17 protein-coding genes are annotated in these 18908 nt (G+C 71.6%); 6 read left to right on the top strand and 11 right to left on the bottom strand.

Features of this window, described 5'->3' with window-relative positions:
• The first annotated feature begins 46 nt into the window (after positions 1-46).
• The 6 genes from ACZ7MF_RS25470 (at position 47) to ACZ7MF_RS25445 (ending at position 8046) form a co-directional block, all read left to right on the top strand.
• Positions 47-1018 carry a hypothetical protein gene (locus ACZ7MF_RS25470; protein WP_385356282.1) on the top strand — a complete coding sequence of 324 codons (972 nt, stop codon included), beginning with the start codon at positions 47-49 and terminating at the stop codon, positions 1016-1018.
• A 95-nt stretch (positions 1019-1113) separates the two neighbouring features.
• A complete protein-coding gene (gene chvE, locus ACZ7MF_RS25465) occupies positions 1114-2223 on the top strand; it encodes a multiple monosaccharide ABC transporter substrate-binding protein (protein WP_471480014.1) in 1110 nt (369 codons plus the stop codon).
• Positions 2224-2255: 32 nt separating this feature from the next.
• The gene (mmsA, locus tag ACZ7MF_RS25460) at positions 2256-3833 is read left to right on the top strand and encodes a multiple monosaccharide ABC transporter ATP-binding protein (protein WP_471480013.1); all 1578 of its coding nucleotides are present in this window, start codon (positions 2256-2258) and stop codon (positions 3831-3833) included.
• Complete coding sequence (gene mmsB, locus ACZ7MF_RS25455; RefSeq protein ID WP_471480012.1) at positions 3830-5074, top strand: multiple monosaccharide ABC transporter permease; 1245 nt, start codon at positions 3830-3832, stop codon at positions 5072-5074. The genes mmsA and mmsB overlap by 4 nt, the downstream gene beginning before the upstream one ends.
• Positions 5075-5141: 67 nt before the next feature.
• Positions 5142-6290 carry an aldose epimerase family protein gene (locus ACZ7MF_RS25450; RefSeq protein ID WP_471480010.1) on the top strand — a complete coding sequence of 383 codons (1149 nt, stop codon included), beginning with the start codon at positions 5142-5144 and terminating at the stop codon, positions 6288-6290.
• A gap of 115 nt (positions 6291-6405) precedes the next feature.
• On the top strand, positions 6406-8046 hold the full coding sequence (locus tag ACZ7MF_RS25445) for a pyridoxal phosphate-dependent aminotransferase (RefSeq protein ID WP_471480009.1): 1641 nt from the start codon (positions 6406-6408) through the stop codon (positions 8044-8046).
• A 16-nt stretch (positions 8047-8062) separates the two neighbouring features.
• On the opposite strand, the gene ACZ7MF_RS25440 is transcribed toward ACZ7MF_RS25445, so the two are convergent.
• The 11 genes from ACZ7MF_RS25440 to ACZ7MF_RS25390 all read right to left on the bottom strand — a co-directional run bounded on the left by ACZ7MF_RS25440 (position 8063) and on the right by ACZ7MF_RS25390 (position 18907).
• Entirely contained in the window at positions 8063-9325 is a 1263-nt protein-coding gene (locus ACZ7MF_RS25440; RefSeq protein ID WP_471480008.1) for a lytic transglycosylase domain-containing protein, read from the bottom strand.
• A gap of 88 nt (positions 9326-9413) precedes the next feature.
• A complete protein-coding gene (locus ACZ7MF_RS25435; protein ID WP_471480006.1) occupies positions 9414-10181 on the bottom strand; it encodes a hypothetical protein in 768 nt (255 codons plus the stop codon).
• A 49-nt stretch (positions 10182-10230) separates the two neighbouring features.
• Complete coding sequence (locus ACZ7MF_RS25430) at positions 10231-10785, bottom strand: nuclear transport factor 2 family protein (protein ID WP_471480005.1); 555 nt, start codon at positions 10783-10785, stop codon at positions 10231-10233.
• A gap of 26 nt (positions 10786-10811) precedes the next feature.
• Entirely contained in the window at positions 10812-11525 is a 714-nt protein-coding gene (locus ACZ7MF_RS25425) for a hypothetical protein (protein ID WP_471480003.1), read from the bottom strand.
• The gene (locus tag ACZ7MF_RS25420) at positions 11525-12034 is read right to left on the bottom strand and encodes a hypothetical protein (RefSeq protein WP_471480001.1); all 510 of its coding nucleotides are present in this window, start codon (positions 12032-12034) and stop codon (positions 11525-11527) included. The genes ACZ7MF_RS25425 and ACZ7MF_RS25420 overlap by 1 nt, the downstream gene beginning before the upstream one ends.
• The gene (locus ACZ7MF_RS25415) at positions 12031-13314 is read right to left on the bottom strand and encodes an MlaD family protein (protein WP_471479999.1); all 1284 of its coding nucleotides are present in this window, start codon (positions 13312-13314) and stop codon (positions 12031-12033) included. The genes ACZ7MF_RS25420 and ACZ7MF_RS25415 overlap by 4 nt, the downstream gene beginning before the upstream one ends.
• Positions 13311-14531, bottom strand: coding sequence for an MCE family protein (locus ACZ7MF_RS25410; RefSeq protein ID WP_471479997.1), 1221 nt, complete (start codon positions 14529-14531; stop codon positions 13311-13313). Before ACZ7MF_RS25410 ends, ACZ7MF_RS25415 begins: the two co-directional genes overlap by 4 nt.
• Entirely contained in the window at positions 14528-15541 is a 1014-nt protein-coding gene (locus tag ACZ7MF_RS25405) for an MCE family protein (RefSeq protein WP_471479996.1), read from the bottom strand. Before ACZ7MF_RS25405 ends, ACZ7MF_RS25410 begins: the two co-directional genes overlap by 4 nt.
• The gene (locus tag ACZ7MF_RS25400) at positions 15541-16593 is read right to left on the bottom strand and encodes an MCE family protein (RefSeq protein WP_471479994.1); all 1053 of its coding nucleotides are present in this window, start codon (positions 16591-16593) and stop codon (positions 15541-15543) included. Before ACZ7MF_RS25400 ends, ACZ7MF_RS25405 begins: the two co-directional genes overlap by 1 nt.
• Positions 16590-17654 (bottom strand): MCE family protein, encoded by a 1065-nt coding sequence (locus ACZ7MF_RS25395; protein ID WP_471479992.1) that lies wholly within the window; start codon positions 17652-17654, stop codon positions 16590-16592. Before ACZ7MF_RS25395 ends, ACZ7MF_RS25400 begins: the two co-directional genes overlap by 4 nt.
• Complete coding sequence (locus tag ACZ7MF_RS25390; RefSeq protein ID WP_471479991.1) at positions 17651-18907, bottom strand: MCE family protein; 1257 nt, start codon at positions 18905-18907, stop codon at positions 17651-17653. The genes ACZ7MF_RS25395 and ACZ7MF_RS25390 overlap by 4 nt, the downstream gene beginning before the upstream one ends.
• Between the last annotated feature and the right edge of the window lies 1 nt (position 18908).

Below are 18908 nucleotides of genomic sequence, written 5' to 3'. Positions count from 1 at the left end.
TACGGCCGCGAACTTCGTCCGACATATCGAACACTAAGGAACGCTTGTGACCGACGCTTCCGCCACGGCCGCCGCACGCAGGCCCGGTGAGCAGGCCCTCACCGCCCTCGGCCTGGCCGCGCCCGCCCCCGACCCCGCCGACGCCTCGCCGCACTCCTTCCCGGGCGGCGGCCGCTGGCGCACCGAGATCCCGTCCTGCGAGGGTCCGGAGGCGCTGGGGGTGGTGCTCAAGGAGTCCTCGCGCCTTGACGTGCCGATCCACCGGATCAGCCAGGGCAGCGGCGTGTGGATGCTGACCGACGCCGAGATCACCGAGATGGTCGAGGCCACCGCCGAACGCGACATCGAGCTCTGCCTGTTCACCGGCCCCCGCGGCACCTGGGACATCGGCGGCTCCACCCGGACCGACTCGGGCGGCGCGGGCCTTCGGGCACGCGGTCACGCCGCGGTCGCCGGGTGCGTCGAGGACGCCGTGCGGGCGAGCGAGCTGGGCGTCAAGTGCCTGCTCGTCGCCGACGAGGGCGTGCTGTGGACGCTGCACCGGGCCCGCGCGGCCGGCATCCTCCCCGCCGACACCACGCTCAAGCTCTCCGCCCTCGTCGGTCCGGTCAACCCGGCCTCGTACGCGGTGTACGAGCGGCTCGGCGCCGACTCCATCAACGTCCCCAGCGACCTGACGCCGGATCACCTGACCGAAATACGGCGGGTTTCGGCCGCGCCGATGGACATGTACATCGAGGCTCCCGACGACCTCGGCGGCTACGTCCGCATGTACGAGGTCGCCGAGCTGATCCGGCGCGGCGCCCCGCTGTACCTGAAGTTCGGCCTGTCCAAGGCGCCCGGGATCTATCCGTACGGCCACCACCTGCGGGAACTCACGCTGGCCACCGCGAAGGAGCGGGTGCGCCGCGGTCGGCTCGCCCTCGATCTGCTTGCCCGGCACGGGGCGGACGGCGACATGGCGCCGCTCGGCACCCGGCTGCCGGGACCGCTCAACCGGTTCGAGATCTCGTCATAACGTTCCGGAAACTCCCTTCTCAAAAGACGACACGACCGCGCACAATCCCACACACCTGCCTCGCCGATCCAGCCCTCACCTCAAGGATGATGACCATGCGCAACCGCAGAGCCGCACTCGCCGCGATAGCCTCCGCCGCCTCGCTCGCCCTCACCCTGACCGCCTGCGGCCAGAGCAGCGAGGGTGGCAGCGAGGAGGACAAGTCGGGCAGCGACGGCGCCACCGTCGGCATCGCGATGCCGACCAAGTCCTCCGAGCGCTGGATCACCGACGGCGCCAACGTCGAGAAGGAACTGAAGTCCAAGGGGTTCAAGACCAAGCTGGTCTTCGGTGAGGACGACCCGGACCAGCAGGTCTCGCAGATCGAGAACATGATCACGCAGGGCGTGGACGCCCTGATCGTGGCCGCGATCGACAACAAGTCCCTCGGCAACGTCATGCAGCAGGCCAAGGACGCCGACATCCCGGTCATCTCCTACGACCGGCTGATCCTCGGCACGGAGAACGTCGACTACTACGCCTCCTTCGACAACCAGAAGGTCGGCGAGCTGCAGGGCGGCTACATCGTCGACAAGCTGGGTCTGAAGGCCGGCAAGAAGGGCCCCTTCAACATCGAGCTGTTCGCCGGCTCCAACGACGACAACAACACCCGGTACTTCTTCAACGGCGCGATGAGCGTCCTGAAGCCGTACATGGACAAGGGCCAGCTGGTCGTCCGTTCCAAGCAGACCGACCTCAACCAGGTCACCACGCTGCGCTGGGACGGCGGCACCGCGCAGAAGCGCATGGACGACCTGCTCACCTCCAGCTACCGCAGCGCCCGGGTCGACGCGGTGCTCTCGCCGTACGACGGCATCTCCATCGGCATCCTGTCCGCCCTGAAGTCGGACGGCTACGGCTCCGGCAGCAAGGCCATGCCGGTCGTCACCGGCCAGGACGCCGAGATCGCCTCGGTGAAGTCGATCAAGGCGGGCCAGCAGACCCAGACCGTCTTCAAGGACCTGCGCGAGCTCGCCAAGGTCGCCGCGAACATGGTCGACGCGGTCCTGAACGACAAGAAGCCCGAGGTCAACGACACCAAGTCGTACGACAACGGTGCCAAGGTCGTCCCCGCCTACCTGCTGCAGCCGGTCAGCGTCGACAAGAGCAACTGGGAGAAGATCCTCGTCGACGGCGGCTACTACTCCGCGGACAAGCTCAACTAACCGGGCCCCAACAAGGATTGGAAGGCACGACCATGGCGGGACCCGTCCTGGAAATGCGCTCGATCGTCAAGACCTTTCCCGGTGTCAAAGCGCTGTCGGACGTCACGCTCACCGTTCGCCAGGGCGAGGTCCACGCCATCTGCGGGGAGAACGGCGCCGGCAAGTCCACCCTGATGAAGGTGCTCTCCGGAGTCCATCCGCACGGCAGTTACGAGGGGGACGTCCTCTTCGAGGGCGAGACCTGCCGGTTCAAGGACATCCGGGCGAGCGAGCAGCACGGCATCGTGATCATCCACCAGGAGCTGGCCCTGGTGCCGTACCTGTCGATCGCGGAGAACATCTTCCTCGGCAACGAGCATGCCAAGCGCGGACTGATCAACTGGAACGACACCCTCAGGCACGCCACCGAACTGCTGCGCCGGGTCGGTCTCGACGAGCACCCGGAGACCCGCGTCGCCGACATCGGCGTGGGCAAGCAGCAGCTGGTGGAGATCGCCAAGGCGCTGTCGAAGAAGGTGAAGCTGCTCATCCTCGACGAGCCGACGGCGGCGCTCAACGACGAGGACAGCGGCAAACTCCTCGACCTGATCCTTCAGTTGAAGGATCAGGGCATCACCTCGATCATCATCTCGCACAAGCTGAACGAGATCCGTCGGGTCGCCGACTCGGTCACGATCATCCGCGACGGGCGCTCCATCGAGACGCTCGACGTGAAGGCGGCGGAGACCACCGAGGACCGGATCATCAGCGGGATGGTCGGCCGCGACCTGGAGAACCGCTTCCCCGACCGGACCCCGCACCAGCCCGAGGAGGGCACGGCCCCGGCCCTGGAGATCCGCAACTGGACCGTGCACCACCCCATCGACCAGCAGCGCAAGGTCGTCGACGACGTCTCGATCGAGGTGCGGCGCGGCGAGATCGTCGGCATCGCCGGGCTCATGGGCGCGGGCCGCACCGAGCTGGCGATGAGCGTCTTCGGCCGCACCTACGGCCGGCACGCGGGCGGCACGGTCCTCAGGGACGGCCACGAGATCCGTACGAAGACCGTCCCGGAGGCGGTCAAGCACGGGATCGCCTACGTCACGGAGGACCGCAAGCACTACGGCCTCAACCTCATCGACACCATCAACCGGAACATCTCGCTGACCGCGCTGGAGAAGGTCTCCAAGCGGGGCGTGGTCGACGAGCACGGTGAGCAGCAGGTCGCCGAGGACTACCGCAAGTCGATGAACATCAAGGCGCCGACCGTCTTCGAGCCGGTCGGCAAGCTGTCCGGCGGCAACCAGCAGAAGGTCGTCCTCAGCAAGTGGATCTTCGCGGGTCCCGAGGTGCTGATCCTGGACGAGCCCACGCGCGGCATCGACGTGGGCGCCAAGTACGAGATCTACACGGTCATCGACCGCCTGGCGGCCGAGGGCAAGGCGGTCGTGTTCATCTCCTCCGAACTGCCGGAGCTGCTGGGCATGTGCGACCGCATCTACACGATGGCCGCGGGACGGCTGACGGGTGAGTTCTCGCGGGCCGAGGCTTCGCAGGAAGCACTGATGCGGCAGATGACGAAGGACAAGCAGGACCAGAAGTCCCGGAAGGACGAAGAGGTAAGCCGATGAGCACGGACGTGACCGCCAAGACCCCGGCACCGGCGCCGCCCGGCAGAGAGGGCTCGGCCTCCGGCGGCGGCCTGCTGCAGCTGATGCTCGACGGCATGCGCCGCAACATGCGCCAGTACGGCATGCTGATGGCCCTCGGTCTGATCGTGGTGCTGTTCGCGGTGTGGTCGGACGGCGACCTGCTGCTGCCGCGCAACGTCTCCAACCTGGTGCTGCAGAACAGCTACATCCTGATCCTCGCGATCGGCATGATGCTCGTCATCATCGCGGGCCACATCGACCTGTCGGTGGGTTCACTGACCGCCTTCGTCGGCGCGACGGCCGCCGTCCTGATGGTCAACCACGACCTGCCCTGGCCGGTGGCGGTGATCCTCTGCCTGGCCATCGGCGCCGCCGCCGGCGCCGTGCAGGGCTTCTTCATCGCCTATCTCGGCATACCGTCGTTCATCGTGACCCTCGCGGGCATGCTGCTCTTCCGCGGTCTGACGGAGATCTTCCTCAAGGGCCAGACCCTCGGCCCGTTCCCCAAGGACCTGCAGAAGATCGCCAACGGCTTCCTGCCCGAGGTCGGCCCGAACACCAACTACCACAACCTCACCCTGCTGCTGGGCTTCGCCCTGATCGCCTTCGTGGTGTACCAGGAAGTCCGCGACCGCAAGCGGCAGCTGGAGTTCTCCCTCGACGTGCCGCCGGTCAAGCTGTTCCTGCTCAAGCTGGTCGCGCTGGTCGCCGCGGTCCTCGTGGTCACGCTGCTGCTGGCCAGCTACAAGGGCGCGCCGATCGTGCTGCTCATCCTGGGCGTGCTGGTGGTCGGCTTCGGCTATCTGATGCGCAACGCGATCATCGGCCGCCACATCTACGCCATCGGCGGCAACCTGCCCGCGGCCAAGCTGTCGGGCGTGAAGGACAAGAAGGTCACCTTCCTGGTCTTCCTGAACATGGGCATGCTCGCGGCCCTGGCGGGTCTGGTCTTCGCCGCCCGCTTCAACGCGGCCTCGCCCAAGGCGGGCCTCAACTTCGAGCTGGAGGCCATCGCCGCCTCGTTCATCGGCGGCGCGTCGATGAGCGGCGGCGTCGGCACGGTCCTCGGCGCGATCATCGGTGGTCTGGTCCTGGGCGTGCTGAACAACGGCATGAACCTCGTCGGCATCGGCACCGACTGGCAGCAGGTCATCAAGGGCGCGGTGCTGCTGGCGGCGGTCGGGTTCGACGTGTGGAACAAGCGCAGGGTGGGTTCGTAACGGATCTCGGGCCCCGCCACTCACGGCGGGGCCCGCTTCTTCTCACGGAAGTACAGGAGCCGCACGTATGGAACTGAGCAGACGAACGGTCATCGCGTCGGCGGCAGCGGCCGGAGTGGCCGCCACCGCGGTCGGCGGCACGGCGCACGCCTCGGGAGGCAGGAAACCGGTGAAGGAGCTCTTCGGCAAGCTGGCCGACGGGACGAAGGTGTACCGCTGGTCGCTGGAGAACGGCGGCACGCGCATGAAGGTGCTGTCGTACGGCGGCGTCGTGCAGTCCCTGGAGATCCCGGACCGCCGGGGCCGCTACGCGAACGTGTCGCTGGGCTTCGACAACATCGAGGACTACGTCGCCCGCAGCCCGCACTTCGGCGCCCTGATCGGGCGGTACGGCAACCGCATCGCCAAGGGCCGCTTCACCCTGGACGGCAAGGAGTACCAGCTCTCCGTCAACGACGGGGAGAACTCCCTGCACGGCGGCGCCCTGGGCTTCGACTACCGGGTGTGGGACGTCGAGCCGTTCACCGAGGGCTCCGACACCGGCCTGGTGCTGCACTACACCAGCGTCGACGGCGAGATGGGCTACCCGGGCACGCTGAAGGCGAAGGTGACGTACACCCTCACCCGGCGCGGCGACTGGCGCATCGACTACGAGGCCACCACCGACAAGGCCACCGTCGTCAACCTCACCAGCCACGTCTACTGGAACCTGGCCGGCGAGGGCAGCGGCACGATCGAGGACCACGAGCTGTCGATCGCCGCGTCCCGCTTCACACCCACCGACGCGGGTCTCATCCCCACCGGCGAACTGGCCCGGGTGTCCGGCACGCCCTTCGACTTCCGCCGGTCCAAGCCGATCGGCCGGGACATCCGGGACGCCCACCCGCAGCTGGTCACCGCCAAGGGCTTCGACCACAACTGGGTGCTGGACAAGGGCATCACCGACCGCCCCGAGCACATCGCCACCCTGCGCGACCACACCTCCGGCCGCACCCTGCGCATCGCCACCGACCAGCCCGGGCTCCAGTTCTACTCGGGCAACTTCCTCGACGGCACCCTCACCGGCACCGACGGCTCCCTCTACCGCCAGGGCGACGCCCTGTGCCTGGAGACGCAGCACTTCCCGGACTCGCCGAACCACCCGTCGTTCCCGTCGACCGTGCTGCGGCCCGGCGAGACGTACCGGACGTCCACGGTGCACTCGTTCGACGCGTAGGCGAGGGCGGGGCGCGGGCACACTTTCTTCACACCCGTTGAACGGTGCCCCGTCCGTCTCCGTATACAGGGGCGGCCCGTGTCCCCGCGCGGGCCGCCCACTTACGGAGGTCCACTTGTCCGGCAACGTCACCTCGTTGTTCCGCAGCACCGCGGCGCACAGCCCCTCGATGGCGGCGCTGGCGCGGGAGAGCGGCGAGGCGGCGGGCGCCGGTCCGGTGGACTTCTGCATCCCCTGCAACCCGTACTTCCCCACCCCGGAGATGTTCGAGGAGATGGCCGGCCGGCTGCGCGACATCGTCACGTACTACCCGAGCAGCGCCGACACCATCACCGCCGAACTGTGCAGTCTGCTCCAACTCCCGCCGCAGTGCGTGGCGATGGGCAACGGCTCCACGGAGCTGATCACCTGGATCGACCACCTGCTGGTCCGGGAGTCCCTCGCCGTCCCCGTCCCCACCTTCGGCCGCTGGACCGACCAGCCCATGGAGACCGGCAAGCGGGTCGACATGTTCCCGCTCCAGGAGGCCGGCGGCTTCGCCCTCGACCTCGCCCGGTACGGCGAGTTCGTCCGCGCCCGGGGCACCCGGGCCGTGGTGATCTGCAACCCCAACAACCCCGACGGCGGCTATCTGCACAAGCAGGCGCTGGTGCAGTTCATGGACGCGATGGCCGACCGGGACCTGGTCGTGATCGACGAGTCCTTCCTGGAGTTCGCCGACGCGGAGGCCGAACCCAGCGTGGTCCAGGAGGCGATGCTGCGCCCCAACGTCGTCGTACTGCGCAGCCTCGGCAAGAACTTCGGGCTGCACGGCATCCGCTTCGGCTACCTCGTCGCCAACCCGGCGCTCGCGGGCCGGGTGCGCGCCATGCTCCCCAAGTGGAACCTCAACTCCTTCGCCGAGCACGTGGTGTTCATGCTGCGCGACCACGGTCCCGAGTACGCGCGGAGCCTGCACCAGGTGCGCCGCGACCGCCTGGAGATGGCCGCCCAGCTGTCCGCGCTGCCCGGCCTGACCGTCTACCCCTCCCAGGGCAACTTCCTCTTCGTCCGCCTCCCCGTGGGCGCGGAGGGCACCGCCGTGCGGGACCGGATGCTCACCGAGCACCGGGTGCTGGTCCGGGAGTGCGGCAACAAGATCGGCTCGTCCAGCCGCTTCCTGCGTCTCGTGGTGCGCCCCCAGGCCGACGTGCGTCGCCTGGTGTCCGGTCTGGAACAGGTGCTCTACGGGGCCGGGAGGGGAGCCGCCGTGCCCGGGCCGGCCACCGGGACCGGCTACAGCTCGGGCACGGCGGCGGTGGACCGCCTGATGTACGAGACCAACGGCTCCGGCATGCGCGCGATCACCGCTCAGACCGCCGGTGCCGGTGCCCCGGGGCTCGCCGCCGCTCCGGCCCCCGCCGCCGGCACCGGCATCGGCACCGGCATGCCGCTCCCCGCGGCGGTGCCGGTGGCTCCGGCGGCGGCCGCCGTGCCCGGCCCCGCGCCGGCGCCCCAGCCGGTGCCGGTCCCGCAGCCGGTGCCGTATCCCGGGCCGGTGCCGGTCCCCCACCCGGCACCGGCCCCGCAGCCCCTGCCGGCCCCGGCGCCCGCGCCCGCACCGGCCGCCGCGTACCCACCGCCGTTCGGGCCCACCCCGCCCGGCGTCCCGGCCCGCGGCGGTCTCACGGCCGCCCAGGTCAGGGGCACCAACGGCCTGGAGTCGGTCCCCGCGACGGGCTGGCCGAACGCGGCCGGGATGGGCCAGACGGGCTGACCCCCGGCGGCCGCCCCTACCCGGCCGGGGTGTCCGGCGTCGGCGAGGTGTCCGACGGGCTCGGGCAGGGTGCGCCGGTCGGGGAGGCCGTGGGGTCGGGGGACGCGGTTCCCGGTTCCGCCGAGCAGTCGTCCGTAGGAGTGGGCGAAGGGCTCGGACCGGTCGGGTCCGGCGAGGGTGCCGGGCTGTCGGTGGGGGTTCCGCCGGGGGACCCGGTGGGCGTTTCGGTGGGGGTGTCGGTGGGCGGCTGGGAGGGGTCCTGGCTCGGCGACGGCACCGTCGAGGGGGACGGCCCGGGGCTGCCCGGCGTGGTACCCGGGTCCGGGCCGATGACGATGCCGCCGTCCCCGCCGCCACCGCCGTCCCCGGGGCCACCGCCGCCCTCGCCGTCGACGGGCTCGGTCGCCGGGGTGTCGCCGCCCGCCCCTGGACTCTTCGGGACGACGCCCTTGCCGTCGGGGACGGTGTGGACGCCGCGGCTGTAGAACTCCAGCCAGTACCTGACCAGGCGGAGATAGGTGCGGGAGTTGTTGTAGCTGAGGACCGCCCGGTCGAGGTCCGCCGCCCGGCCCAGGTCCCGGTCGCCGACGCACAGGTAGTGTCCGGCCGCCAGCGCCGCGTCGAAGATGTTGTTCGGGTCGGCGCGGCCGTCGCCGTTGCCGTCCGCACCCCAGCGGGCCCAGGTCGACGGCAGGAACTGCATCGGGCCCACCGCCCGGTCGTAGACCGTGTCGCCGTCGTGGGCGCCGCCGTCGGTGTCCCGGATCAGGGCGAAGCCCCGGCCGTCGAGGGGCGGCCCGGTGATGCGGCGCAGGGTCGTGCCGTTGCCGTCGACCGCGCCCCCGCGTGCCTGTCCGGACTCGACCTTGCCGATCGCCGCGAGCAGTTCCCAGGGCAGCCGGCAGCCGGGGTCCGTCCTGCCGACGGCCGTCTCGGCGGCGCGGTAGGCGCGCAGCACGGTGGCCGGGATGCCCGACTGGGCGCGGATCTCCGGCCCGAGTGCGGGCGGGACCGGTCCGCCCTTCCGCGTCCTCAGGGGCGGGAGTTCGGTGTGGTAGGAGCCGTCGCCCGGTGGCGCGAGCGCGGCGAACGGGCCGTCCGCGGTCGGCAGGCCCAGGTCGTCGGCGGCCGGTCCGGCGTGGCTGTCCTCGGCGTCCCGGGTGAGGCCGGGGGCCTGGGAGGCGGTGAGGGCCGCCATGGCCGCCACCGCGAGCGCGGTCGTGCGCAGTCCCTTGCGGGCCCGGCCGGAGTACAGGCGTCGGGCACGGCGTACGGACATGGTCGTCACTCCTGTCGGATCCGGAGGTGATGCGGGCGAGGTGACGCGGGCGAGGTGACGCGGTCGGGGGTGCGGTCGGCCGGGCGGTTCACCGGCCGAAGGTGTCGAGGGCGGAGACCAGCCAGCGTCCGTCGCGGTGCACGACGTCGACGGCGAGCATGGCCGCCGCGTACACGCCCTCGTCCCGCGCGGCGGCGTCGCCCTCTCCCGCCTTGCTCTTGTTGTCGGTCGCGGCCTTCTTGCCGGTGGTGGCGACGCTGCTCTGGTCGGCGTAGACGAGGACCCGGGCCCGGTCGCCGTCGATGCGTTCGACCGCGCTCTCGGTGACCGTCGTGGTGATCACCGCCTTCTGCTCGTCGGCACGCGTGCGGACGTCGGCGAGCAGGTCGCGGTGCTGGTCGACGGCCTTGCCCGTCAGGAGGTCCCGCGCCGCCCTGTCGAGGGCGGCGGGGTCGGCGTGGTCGTAGGAGAAGAGGCGGTCGACGGCCTTGGCCACCTGGCCCTTGATCTCGCTGGTGCGGGCGAGGTCGGTCAGTGCGGTGTTGCCGCGGGCGGGTTCGGACCTGAGCCCCTCGGCCTCCGCGTGCGCCCAGCCCGCGAAGCCGCCGAGGAGGACCGTCAGCGCGCAGAGCAGCCCGAGGACCGCGGGGCGGCGCGACCGGGCCGGGGTGGCCTTCTCGTCCCCGGCCGTGGGCGGGTCGGCGGTGACGGCGTCGGCGGGCGTCAGGACGGCCGTGGCACCGCGCCCGCCGGTCCGGACCGGCGGGCGTTCCGGGCGCCCGGCGGGGGCGGCGGGGGCGGTCTCGCGGGCCTGGCGGCGCCGCTGGCGGTTGATGTGGTGACGGGTCGTCGACATGGTGCGGTGTCCTCCTCGCTGCGGCCGGCTCTCGCGGTACGGGACCGGCTCAGCCGGTCGACGTCCCGCCGACGGGCGCCTGGCCCAGGGCGCTCAGCTTCCACCGGCCGTCGGTCCGGGTGAGTTCGCCGAGCATGCGGCTGTCCTTGTCGGTCTTCGCTCCGTCGGCCGCCTTGACGGTGACGCGCAGGGCGACCAGCACCCGGGCGCGTCCGGCGCGGTCGTCGAGTTCGGTGACGGCGCCGGACAGCACCCGGGCCGTGCTGACCGTCTTCGCCTCCTTCACCTGGGCGGCGAACTCGTCGCGCCCGGAGGCGAGTTGGTCGTGCAGTTCGCCGGTGGTCGACGACTCCCACAGGTCCAGGCCGTGGTTCAGCTCGCGGTGGTCGAGCGTGTTCAGGTTCTGCACGGCCTGCTCCCCGGCGGAGAGTGCCGCGTCCCGCTGCGCGGCGTACGCGGCCTGCTCGTCGTGGGCCGCCCGGTACCAGTCCTGACCGGCCCAGGCGGCGAAGCCGCCCGCGACGAGGGTGAGGACGAGGGCCAGGGCCAGGGTGGGCAGCGGCCGGGAGCGACCGACGCCGAGGAGGCGGACCGCGCCTTTCATGGGGTGCTCCAGTCTCCCGCGCATGGTCAGCGGGCCTTGATGTCGACGATCCGCCAACGGTCGTCGTCGAGCCGTGCGGTGACGGTGAGCTGGGCCGCCGCGGTGGTGGCCCCGGCGTCGCCCTTGCCCTTGCCCTTGCCCGTGTCTCGGTGGGCGGTCTGGTCGAGGAAGACCAGCAGGCGGGCCCGGTCGCCGTCGAGTTCGATCACTCCGGTGCGCACGGCCCGGGTGCTCAGGGTGACGCGCTGCTCGGTGAGGTCGTCGCGGACCCGGGCGAAGAGGGTCTCGTACTGGCGGGCGGCGCGGCCGTCGAGGACGGTCCTCGCGGAGCGTTCGGCGGCCGCGGTGCCGTCCGGGGTGTAGGAGAAGATCCGGGCGAGGGCGTTGCCGACCTCGCCCGCGACGCGGGAGGTGGCCTCGGTGTCGGTGAGCGCCTGGTTCCGGGCGGGTGCGGCGGACCGCAGCTGGTGGGCCGCGTAGAAGAATCCGCAGCCGCCGAGGACGAGGACCGCGGCAGTCCCGGCCAGCGCCGCCCTCCGCAGACGCCCGTTGCGCCCGCGCTTCTCGACCGTCGCGTCTCCGGCGGGCGCGTCGGCCGAGGCGGTCTCGGCGGGCGCGTCCGTCTCGGCGGGCGCGTCCGCGGGGCCGGTGTCCGTGTCCGGGGCCGGGGCCGTGTCCGGGGCCGTCTCCGTGCCGGGCTCCGGCGGAGCGGTCCTGCGCAGCAACCACGTCGGTGTCATCACTCCTCCCCCTTCTCCTGCGCCACCGGTACGGCGCTCAGTGCCCGTACCTTCCACTCCCCCTCGCCCGTGCGGGCCAGCACCGCCTCCAGGCGCTTGCGGTCGGTGGACGGCTTCTTCGCCCCGCCGGGGGTGACCTCGACGCGCACGGTGGCGATGAGCTTGGCCGTGCCCGACCGTGTGTCGAGCGCGGTGACGGCGGCCTCGGTGACGGTGCCGCGCGCCGAGGTCCCGGCCGCCGCCTCGGTGTCGCCGAGTTCCTTGCGCAACGGCCCCGTGGAGACCGCGCGCCAGTCCCCGATGCTCCGCTCCGCCCGCTGCCGGGTGGACGCGTCGAGCGTGGTGAGTACGGCGATGCCCTCGCGCCCGTCGGCGAGCGCCTCGTCCCGCTCCCGCCCGTACGCGAGCCCGTCGTCGGTGCGGGCCTGCGCGTACGTCCACGCGCCGGTGCCGCACAGGCCGAGGGCCAGCGCGAGCCCCGCTCCGGCGAGGATCCGGGGCCGCCTCATCGCGCACTCCCGGCGGCCGGGGCGAGCAGGTCCGTCAGGTCGGCCGGTGCCTCACCGCTCTGTCCCGGCAGGGCGAGCGCGCCGGGGAGCGCCGGGGGGCCGCCCCCGGCCGGGGTGGTCCGGCCGCTGCCCGAGGGCAGGGAGCCGGGTGTGGCCGGGTCGGGGACCGCGCCGCCCTTCGGGGCGTTGGCCGAGCCGCGCACGTTCTTCCCGCCCGACGCCGGGGCGGTGCAGGCGGCGTCGGTGTTGAGGGCGGGCGCGGTGCCGAGGTCGAGGCCGTTGCGGTAGCGGGTGGTGCCGTAGCCGTCGGTGCAGGGCAGGGGGCTGAAGAAGGTGACGGCCAGGCCGAGGTCCAGCTTGCCGCCGTCGACGGCGGTGGCACCGGCGGAGACGGCCGCCGGGTACTTCACGAGGAGTTCCTCGATGCCGCGCTGCCGGGTGACGGCGACCTCGGAGGTGGTCAGGAGGTTGGCGAGGACGACGCCGAGGCTCGGGTCGAGGTCCCGCAGCAGGCCGCTGACCTGGGTGGCGGCCTCGGGGGTGACGGCGAGCAGGCGGCGCAGGTCGGCGTCGGAGCCCTTGAGCGCGGCGGCCAGGTCCTTCGCGCCGACGGCGAAGTCGCGGATGGCCCGCGCCTCCTGGGCCTGGGTGCGCAGGACGGTCTCGCCGTCGTTGATGAGCAGGGTGGTGGACGGCAGGGCGCGGTCGGCGGCCTCGACGAAGTCGCTGCCGCTGTCGAGCAGCACCTGGAGGTCGTCGCCGTGTCCTTCGAAGGCCTTGCCGAACTCGTCGACGACCGTGCGCAGGTCCTCCAGCGGGACCGAGCTCACGAGGTCGTCGACGCTGGTGAGGACGTCGGTAACGGGGGCGGGCACCTCGGTGTCGGTCTGTTCGATGCGGGTGCCGTCGGCGAGGTAGGGGGAGCCGTCGCTCTCGGGCCGCAGGTCGATGTACTGCTCGCCGACGGCGGAGAGCCCGGCGACCACGGCCTTGGTGTCGGCGGGGATGCGGGGCGCGGACTTCTTGATGCGGAGTTCGGCGACGACGCCCTCGGCGGTGAGGTCGATCGGGCCGACGCGGCCCACCGAGACGCCCCGGTAGGTCACGTCGGAGTGGGTGAACAGTCCGCCGGTGCGCGGGAGTTGTACGTCCACGGTGTAGTAGTCGGCGACGCCCACATAGCGGCCCAGGTCGGCGTAGCGGATGCCGAGGAAGGAGAGGGCGAGGACGGCGATGAGGAGGAAGGCGAGGTTCTTCAGCCGTACGGCGAGGGTGATCACCCGTGTTCACCTCCGGACGCGGACACGGAGGGCAGCGGCAGCGGCGAGGCGGAGCCCGGCTTCCCCGAGGACCGCTTCCCCGAGGACCGCTGCTTCGCGGCCGCGCCCGCCCCGTCGTCCTCCATCAGGGTCGTGGACGGGGACGGGCCGGGCGTGCCCCCGTCCACCAGCGGCGGGATCACCTCGGTCCCGGGCACGGCGACCATGCTCAGATAGGTGTTGAGGTAGTCGCCCTTCACCCCGCGCAGCACCTCGTCGGTGAACGGGTACGTCAGCAGCACCTGGAGCGAGTCGGGCAGGTCCGTGCCCGCGTCGGCCAGGGCCCTCAGCGTCGGTGCGACGGCCTTGAGGTCGGCGATCATGTCGTCCTTGCTCGCGTTGATGGTGGAGACGGCGACGCCGGACAGCGTGTCGAGGGAGCGCAGCATGGTCAGCAGGGAACCGCGCTGCTTCTCCAGCGTCTTCAGCCCGGGCGAGAGGTCGGTGAGGACGGTGCCGACGTCGTCCTTGCGGGTGGCGAGGGTGGAGGAGAGCCGGTTGACGGCGTCGAGGGCGTCGGTGATGTCTCCGCGATGGTCGTCGAGGTCGCCCACCAGGGTGTTGACCCGTTTCAGCATCGAGCGGACCTCGGGTTCACGGCCGCCGAGCGCGGCGTTGAGCTCCCGGGTGATGGTCTTGAGCTGGTTGACGCCGCCGCCGTTGAGCAGCAGGGACAGCGCGCCGAACACCTCCTCGACCTCGGTGTTGCGGCTGGTGCGGGCCAGCGGGATGACGCTCCCGTCGGTCAGCCGGCCGGTTCCGGTCTCCTTGGCGGGCGCGACCAGCTGGACGTACTTCTCGCCCAGCAGGCTGGACTGTTCGAGCCGCGCGGTGGCGTCGGCGGGCAGCCGCACCTCGCCGTTGATCTCCATGGTGACGCGGGCCGACCAGTCGTCCTCGCCGAGCTCGATGCCGGTGATCCGGCCGACGGCGACGTCGTTGACCCGTACCGCGGAGTGCGGGACGAGGCTGAGCACGTCCTGGAGTTCCGCGGTGACGGTGTAGGGGTGGTCGCCGAGGTCCGCGCCGCCGGGCAGCGGCAGGTCCTCGATGCCGTCGAAGCCGCTCGGTACGACGGTGACCCCGCCGACGGTCAGGGCGAGGGCGAGTCCGACGGCGACCAGTCCGCCGGCGGTGAGTCCGGCCACCCGGCCCCTGGGCAGCGTTGCGCGCCTCATCGCCCGTCCCCCTTCTCCGTCCCGGCCACGGGCAGCGGCAGCAGCGGGCCGCCGCTGCTGATCTCGTTGAGGTTGGCGCGGCCGTCGAGGGTGCGGGTGTCGGGGTTGTAGGCGTTCACGACGTTGTCTGCGGCCAGCGGTGCCACGTCCAGCGCCTCGGCCAGCGAGGCGCGTTGCTCGACCAGGGTCCGCGTGATGGGGACGAGCCGGTCGACGTTCTTCTTCAGCTCGCCCCGGTTGTCCTCGATGAAGGTCTTGACCTGGCCGAGGGCCTTGCCGAGCTCCTCCAGGGCCCCGGTGAGGTCGTCCTTGTTGTCGGCGAAGAAGCTGACGACCTCGTCCAGGCGTTCCTGGGCGGTGCGCACGCCGGTGTCCTTGTTCTTCAGCATGGTGGTGAAGGTCTGGAGGCTGCTGAGCGTCTTGAACAGATCGCCGCTGCTGCCGTCGAGGGTCTTGGCGGCCTTGCCGAACTCCTCGACGCTGTCGCCGATGGCCTCGCCGTTGCCGTCGAGGTTGTCGGCGCCGGTCTTCAGCAGTTCGGACAGGGCGCCGTCGGAGTTGGCGCCGTCCGGGCCGAGGGCTTCGCCGAGGTCGGTGATGGAGTCGTAGATCTGGTCGATCTCGACGGGGACGTGGTTGCGGGAGGCGGGCAGTACGGCGCCGTCGGCGAGGGCGGGGCCCTTGCGGTAGGCGGGGGTGAGCTGCACGTAGCGGTCGGCGACGACGCTCGGCGCGACGACGACGGCCCGCGCGTCCCTGGGGACCTTGATCCCGTCGTCCAGGCGGAGGCCGACGCGGACCCTGGTGCCCTCGGGGTCCACCGACTCCACCTCGCCGACGCGCACCCCGAGGATGCGCAGGTCGGACCCGGCGTAGACGCCGATGGCGCGGTCGAAGTACGCGGTGACGCGGGTGCCGTCGGCTTCGAGGACCCGGGCGGCGACCAGGCCGCCGGCGGCGAGCACCACGAGGGCGAGCACCCCGGTGAGGATCTTTCGGCGTCGGGTCATCACGCACCGCTCCCCTGGGCCGCCGCGGGCTGTTTCGGCGGCAGGCATCCGGTCGAGGGCTGGGAGGTCTCGGGCAGGTAGTCGCGGGGCACGACGCCGCACAGGTAGCTGTCGAACCAGCGGCCGTTGCCCAGGGTGTTGCCGACCAGGCGGTAGTACGGGCCGACCAGCGCGAGGGTCTCGCCGAGCTGGGTGTTGTTCTTCTCCAGGACGCTGGTGACCCGGCCGAGCGCCTTGAGGGTGGGGCCGAGCTGCTTCTCGTTGTCCTTGACGAGGCCGCCGAGTTCGGTGCCGAGGTCCTGGCTGCCCTTGAGCAGGGCACTGATGGCGGTGCGCCGGTCGCGGAGTTCGCCGAGCAGCGGGCCGCCGTCCTCGATGAGGGTCTCGAAGCTGGACTTGTTGTTCTCCAGCGTCTTGGTGAACCGCGCGCTGCCCTTGAGGAGTTCGGAGAGCTTCGCGTCGCGCTTCGAGATCGACTTCGACAGGTCGGACAGGCCGGTGGCCGCCTTGCGCACGTGCGGCGGGGAGTCCTTGAAGGTGTCGGAGATGGTCGCGAAACTCTCCGCGAGCCGTCCGGTGTCGATGTCGTCGACGGTGCCGCTGAGGTCCTGGAAGGCCTGGGTCACGTCGTAGGGGGAGGTGGTGCGGGCGAGCGGGATGCGGGCGCCGGGGTCCTGGCGGCCGGAGCCGAGCGGGTCGAGCGCCAGGTACTTGTCGCCGAGGACGGTCTTGATGGCGATGGCGGCGGTCGTCCGGTCGCCGAGCCAGGCGTCCTCGACCTCGAAGGTGACCTTGACCTTGGCGCCGTCGAGCGCGACGCCGGTGACCTGGCCGACCTTGACGCCGGCGATGCGCACCTCGTCGCCCTCGTCGAGACCGGCGGACTCGGAGAAGTCGGCGCTGTAGGTGGTGCCGCCGCCGAACGGCAGCCGGTCGACGTTGTAGACGAGGAGGGCGATCAGGGTGAGGACGAGCAGTCCGGCGACGCCGACGGCGACCGGGTTGCGCTCCTTGACCGGCTTGACCAGCGGCTTCCCGCGTGAGCGCGTCATCCGCGGCACCTCGATTCGGTGATCGCGATGCCGGTCGGCGGCTTCGAGCCGTCGGAGGTGGTCACTCCGCTCACGCGCGCCTCGCAGAGGTAGAGGTTGAACCACGAGCCGTAGGAGGACAGGCGGGCCAGGGCGGACATCTTGGCGGGGCTCTTCTCCAGGAAGTCCTCGATCTGCGGGGTGTGTTCGCCGAGGCCCGCCGAGAGCCGGCCCAGTTCGCGGATGTCCTTCTTGAGGGGGGCGCGTCCGTCCTCGAGGAGTCCCGCGGTGACGGTGGTCAGGTCGCCCATGGCGGCGACGGCCTCGCCGAGGGGTTTGCGGTCCTGGTTGAAGCCGGTGACGAGCTTCTGGAGGGTGACCACGAGGTCGTCGAAGCCGTCCTCGCGGTCGTTGAGGGTGTCCAGGACGGTGGTGAGGTTCTCGACGACCTCGCCGATCACCTTGTCCTTGGCGGCGACGGTCGTGCCGAGCGAGCCGACGTGGCGGATCAGGCTGTCGACGGTGGCGCCCTCGCCCTGGAGCACCTGCACGATCGACCCGGCGAGTTCGTTGACGTCCTTCGGGGAGAGGCCCTCGAACAGCGGCTTGAAGCCGTTGAAGAGCAGGGTCAGGTCGAGCGCGGGCGTGGTGCGCTCCAGCGGGACGGTGCCGCCGTCCGGGAGGGTGCCGGTGAGGTCGCCGCTGCCGCGGCCGAGCGAGACGTAGCGCTGGCCGACCATGTTGAGGTACTTCACGGCGGCGGTGGTCGAGCGGGGCAGCGTGCGGTCGTCGCGGACGGTGAAGGTGACCTGCGCGGTGCGCCGGTCGACGACGCGTACGTCGGTCACCTCGCCGACCGTCACCCCGGAGATCCGCACGCTGTCTCCGTCGACGAGCCCGGTGACGTCGGTGAACAGGGCCTTGTAGGTGCCGGTGCCGGTGCCGGAGTCGACACTGGTGCCGGCCACGCTCAGGCCGAGCACGGTGGTGGCGAGGGCGGTGACCACCACGAAGACGAGGGACTTGACCAGCGGTCCGGTCAGCGGACGGCGCCGGGTGTGCGCGTGGTCGGCGCCGGTCATCCGAGGGTCACCTCCGTACCGCGGTAGACGGGGCCGACGAGCAGGCTGCTCCAGTCGGGCAGGTCGCCGGGGCTCTTCCCGGCGGCGGGGGCGAGGAGTTCGTTGACGAGGTCGTTCTCCTGCGGGGAGTTGGCGGGCCCGAGGTCCTGCTCGGCCGCCGGGGAGGCGGCCCGGGCGGTGGGCCGGGGCAGGGCGCCGAGATAGGGCACGGAGGGGCAGCGGGGCCCGCCGCCGGAGTCGTACACCGGGGTGTCGCGGCCGGGCCGGTAGGCGCCGCGCGAGGCGACGCTGGTGACGTCGACGTGGATGCCGGGCCGGTCGGTGCCCTTGCCGAGCGCCTTGTCCATGGCCGGCACGAACTCGGCGAGGGTGCGCAGGGTGCAGGGGAAGGCCGGGGAGTACTCGGCGAGCAGTTCCAGGGTGGGGCGGCTGGTGTCGCCGAGCCGGATGATGTTGTCCTTGTTCTTGTGCAGGAAGGCCGTCACGTCCTCGGCCGTCCGGGTGGTGGCCCCGAGGGTGGCGGCGAGTTCCGCCTCCTGCTCGGCGAGGGTGCCGCTGGTGGTGGTGAAGTCGGTGAGCGCCGTGATGATGTCGGGCGCGGCGTCCGCGTAGACATGGCTGACCTTCACGAGTTCCTTGAGGTCACGGTTGAGGGCGGGCAGGTTGGGGTTGAACTCCGCCAGGTGCTCGTCCAGCAGGGTGAGCGTGTCGCCGAGCCGCTCCCCGCGGCCTTCGAGGGCCTGCGAGACGGCGGACAGGGTCGCGGAGAGCTTCTGCGGCTGGACGGCGGTGAGCATCGGCAGGACGTCGTCGAGCACCTGCTGGAGCTCGATGGCGTTCGCGGACCGGTCCTGGGGGACGACGGCCCCGGCCGCCAGGGGCTCGGGCGAGGGGTTCGCGGGCGGTACGAGGGCGACGAACCGCTCGCCGAACAGGGTGGTGGGCAGCATCTGCGCGCGGACGTCGGACGGTACGTCGTCCAGCGCGCCGGGCTTCAGAGCGAGGGTGAGCCGGGCTCCTTCGCCGGTGGCGTCGATGGCGCGGACCTCGCCGACGACGACGCCGCGCAGCTTCACCTCGGCGCCGGGGTGCATCTGGTTGCCGGCGCTGCCGGTCTCGACGACCACCGGGTCGGAGTCGGTGAACTTCTTGTCGTAGACGGCGACGGCCAGCCAGATCAGCAGGGCGGGCACCAGCACGAACACGACCCCGGCGAGCCGGCGGCGCAGTGTGTGTCCTTCCGGTCCGCTCATC

The organism is Streptomyces sp. NPDC111628, assembly GCF_055635195.1.
The sequence above is the reverse complement of the archived record's forward strand: the minus strand, read 5'-3'. Positions and strand labels throughout refer to the sequence as shown.

What these genes read in the sequence shown, in the direction of transcription:
- chvE (WP_471480014.1), top strand. Translation starts at nt 1,114, where the DNA reads ATGCGCAACCGCAGAGCCGCACTCGCCGCGATAGCCTCCGCCGCCTCG.
- mmsA (WP_471480013.1), top strand. Translation starts at nt 2,256, where the DNA reads ATGGCGGGACCCGTCCTGGAAATGCGCTCGATCGTCAAGACCTTTCCC.
- mmsB (WP_471480012.1), top strand. Translation starts at nt 3,830, where the DNA reads ATGAGCACGGACGTGACCGCCAAGACCCCGGCACCGGCGCCGCCCGGC.
- ACZ7MF_RS25450 (WP_471480010.1), top strand. Translation starts at nt 5,142, where the DNA reads ATGGAACTGAGCAGACGAACGGTCATCGCGTCGGCGGCAGCGGCCGGA.
- ACZ7MF_RS25440 (WP_471480008.1), bottom strand. Translation starts at nt 9,325, where the DNA reads ATGTCCGTACGCCGTGCCCGACGCCTGTACTCCGGCCGGGCCCGCAAG.
- ACZ7MF_RS25435 (WP_471480006.1), bottom strand. Translation starts at nt 10,181, where the DNA reads ATGTCGACGACCCGTCACCACATCAACCGCCAGCGGCGCCGCCAGGCC.
- ACZ7MF_RS25430 (WP_471480005.1), bottom strand. Translation starts at nt 10,785, where the DNA reads ATGAAAGGCGCGGTCCGCCTCCTCGGCGTCGGTCGCTCCCGGCCGCTG.
- ACZ7MF_RS25425 (WP_471480003.1), bottom strand. Translation starts at nt 11,525, where the DNA reads ATGACACCGACGTGGTTGCTGCGCAGGACCGCTCCGCCGGAGCCCGGC.
- ACZ7MF_RS25420 (WP_471480001.1), bottom strand. Translation starts at nt 12,034, where the DNA reads ATGAGGCGGCCCCGGATCCTCGCCGGAGCGGGGCTCGCGCTGGCCCTC.
- ACZ7MF_RS25410 (WP_471479997.1), bottom strand. Translation starts at nt 14,531, where the DNA reads ATGAGGCGCGCAACGCTGCCCAGGGGCCGGGTGGCCGGACTCACCGCC.
- ACZ7MF_RS25405 (WP_471479996.1), bottom strand. Translation starts at nt 15,541, where the DNA reads ATGACCCGACGCCGAAAGATCCTCACCGGGGTGCTCGCCCTCGTGGTG.
- ACZ7MF_RS25400 (WP_471479994.1), bottom strand. Translation starts at nt 16,593, where the DNA reads ATGACGCGCTCACGCGGGAAGCCGCTGGTCAAGCCGGTCAAGGAGCGC.
- ACZ7MF_RS25395 (WP_471479992.1), bottom strand. Translation starts at nt 17,654, where the DNA reads ATGACCGGCGCCGACCACGCGCACACCCGGCGCCGTCCGCTGACCGGA.
- ACZ7MF_RS25390 (WP_471479991.1), bottom strand. Translation starts at nt 18,907, where the DNA reads ATGAGCGGACCGGAAGGACACACACTGCGCCGCCGGCTCGCCGGGGTC.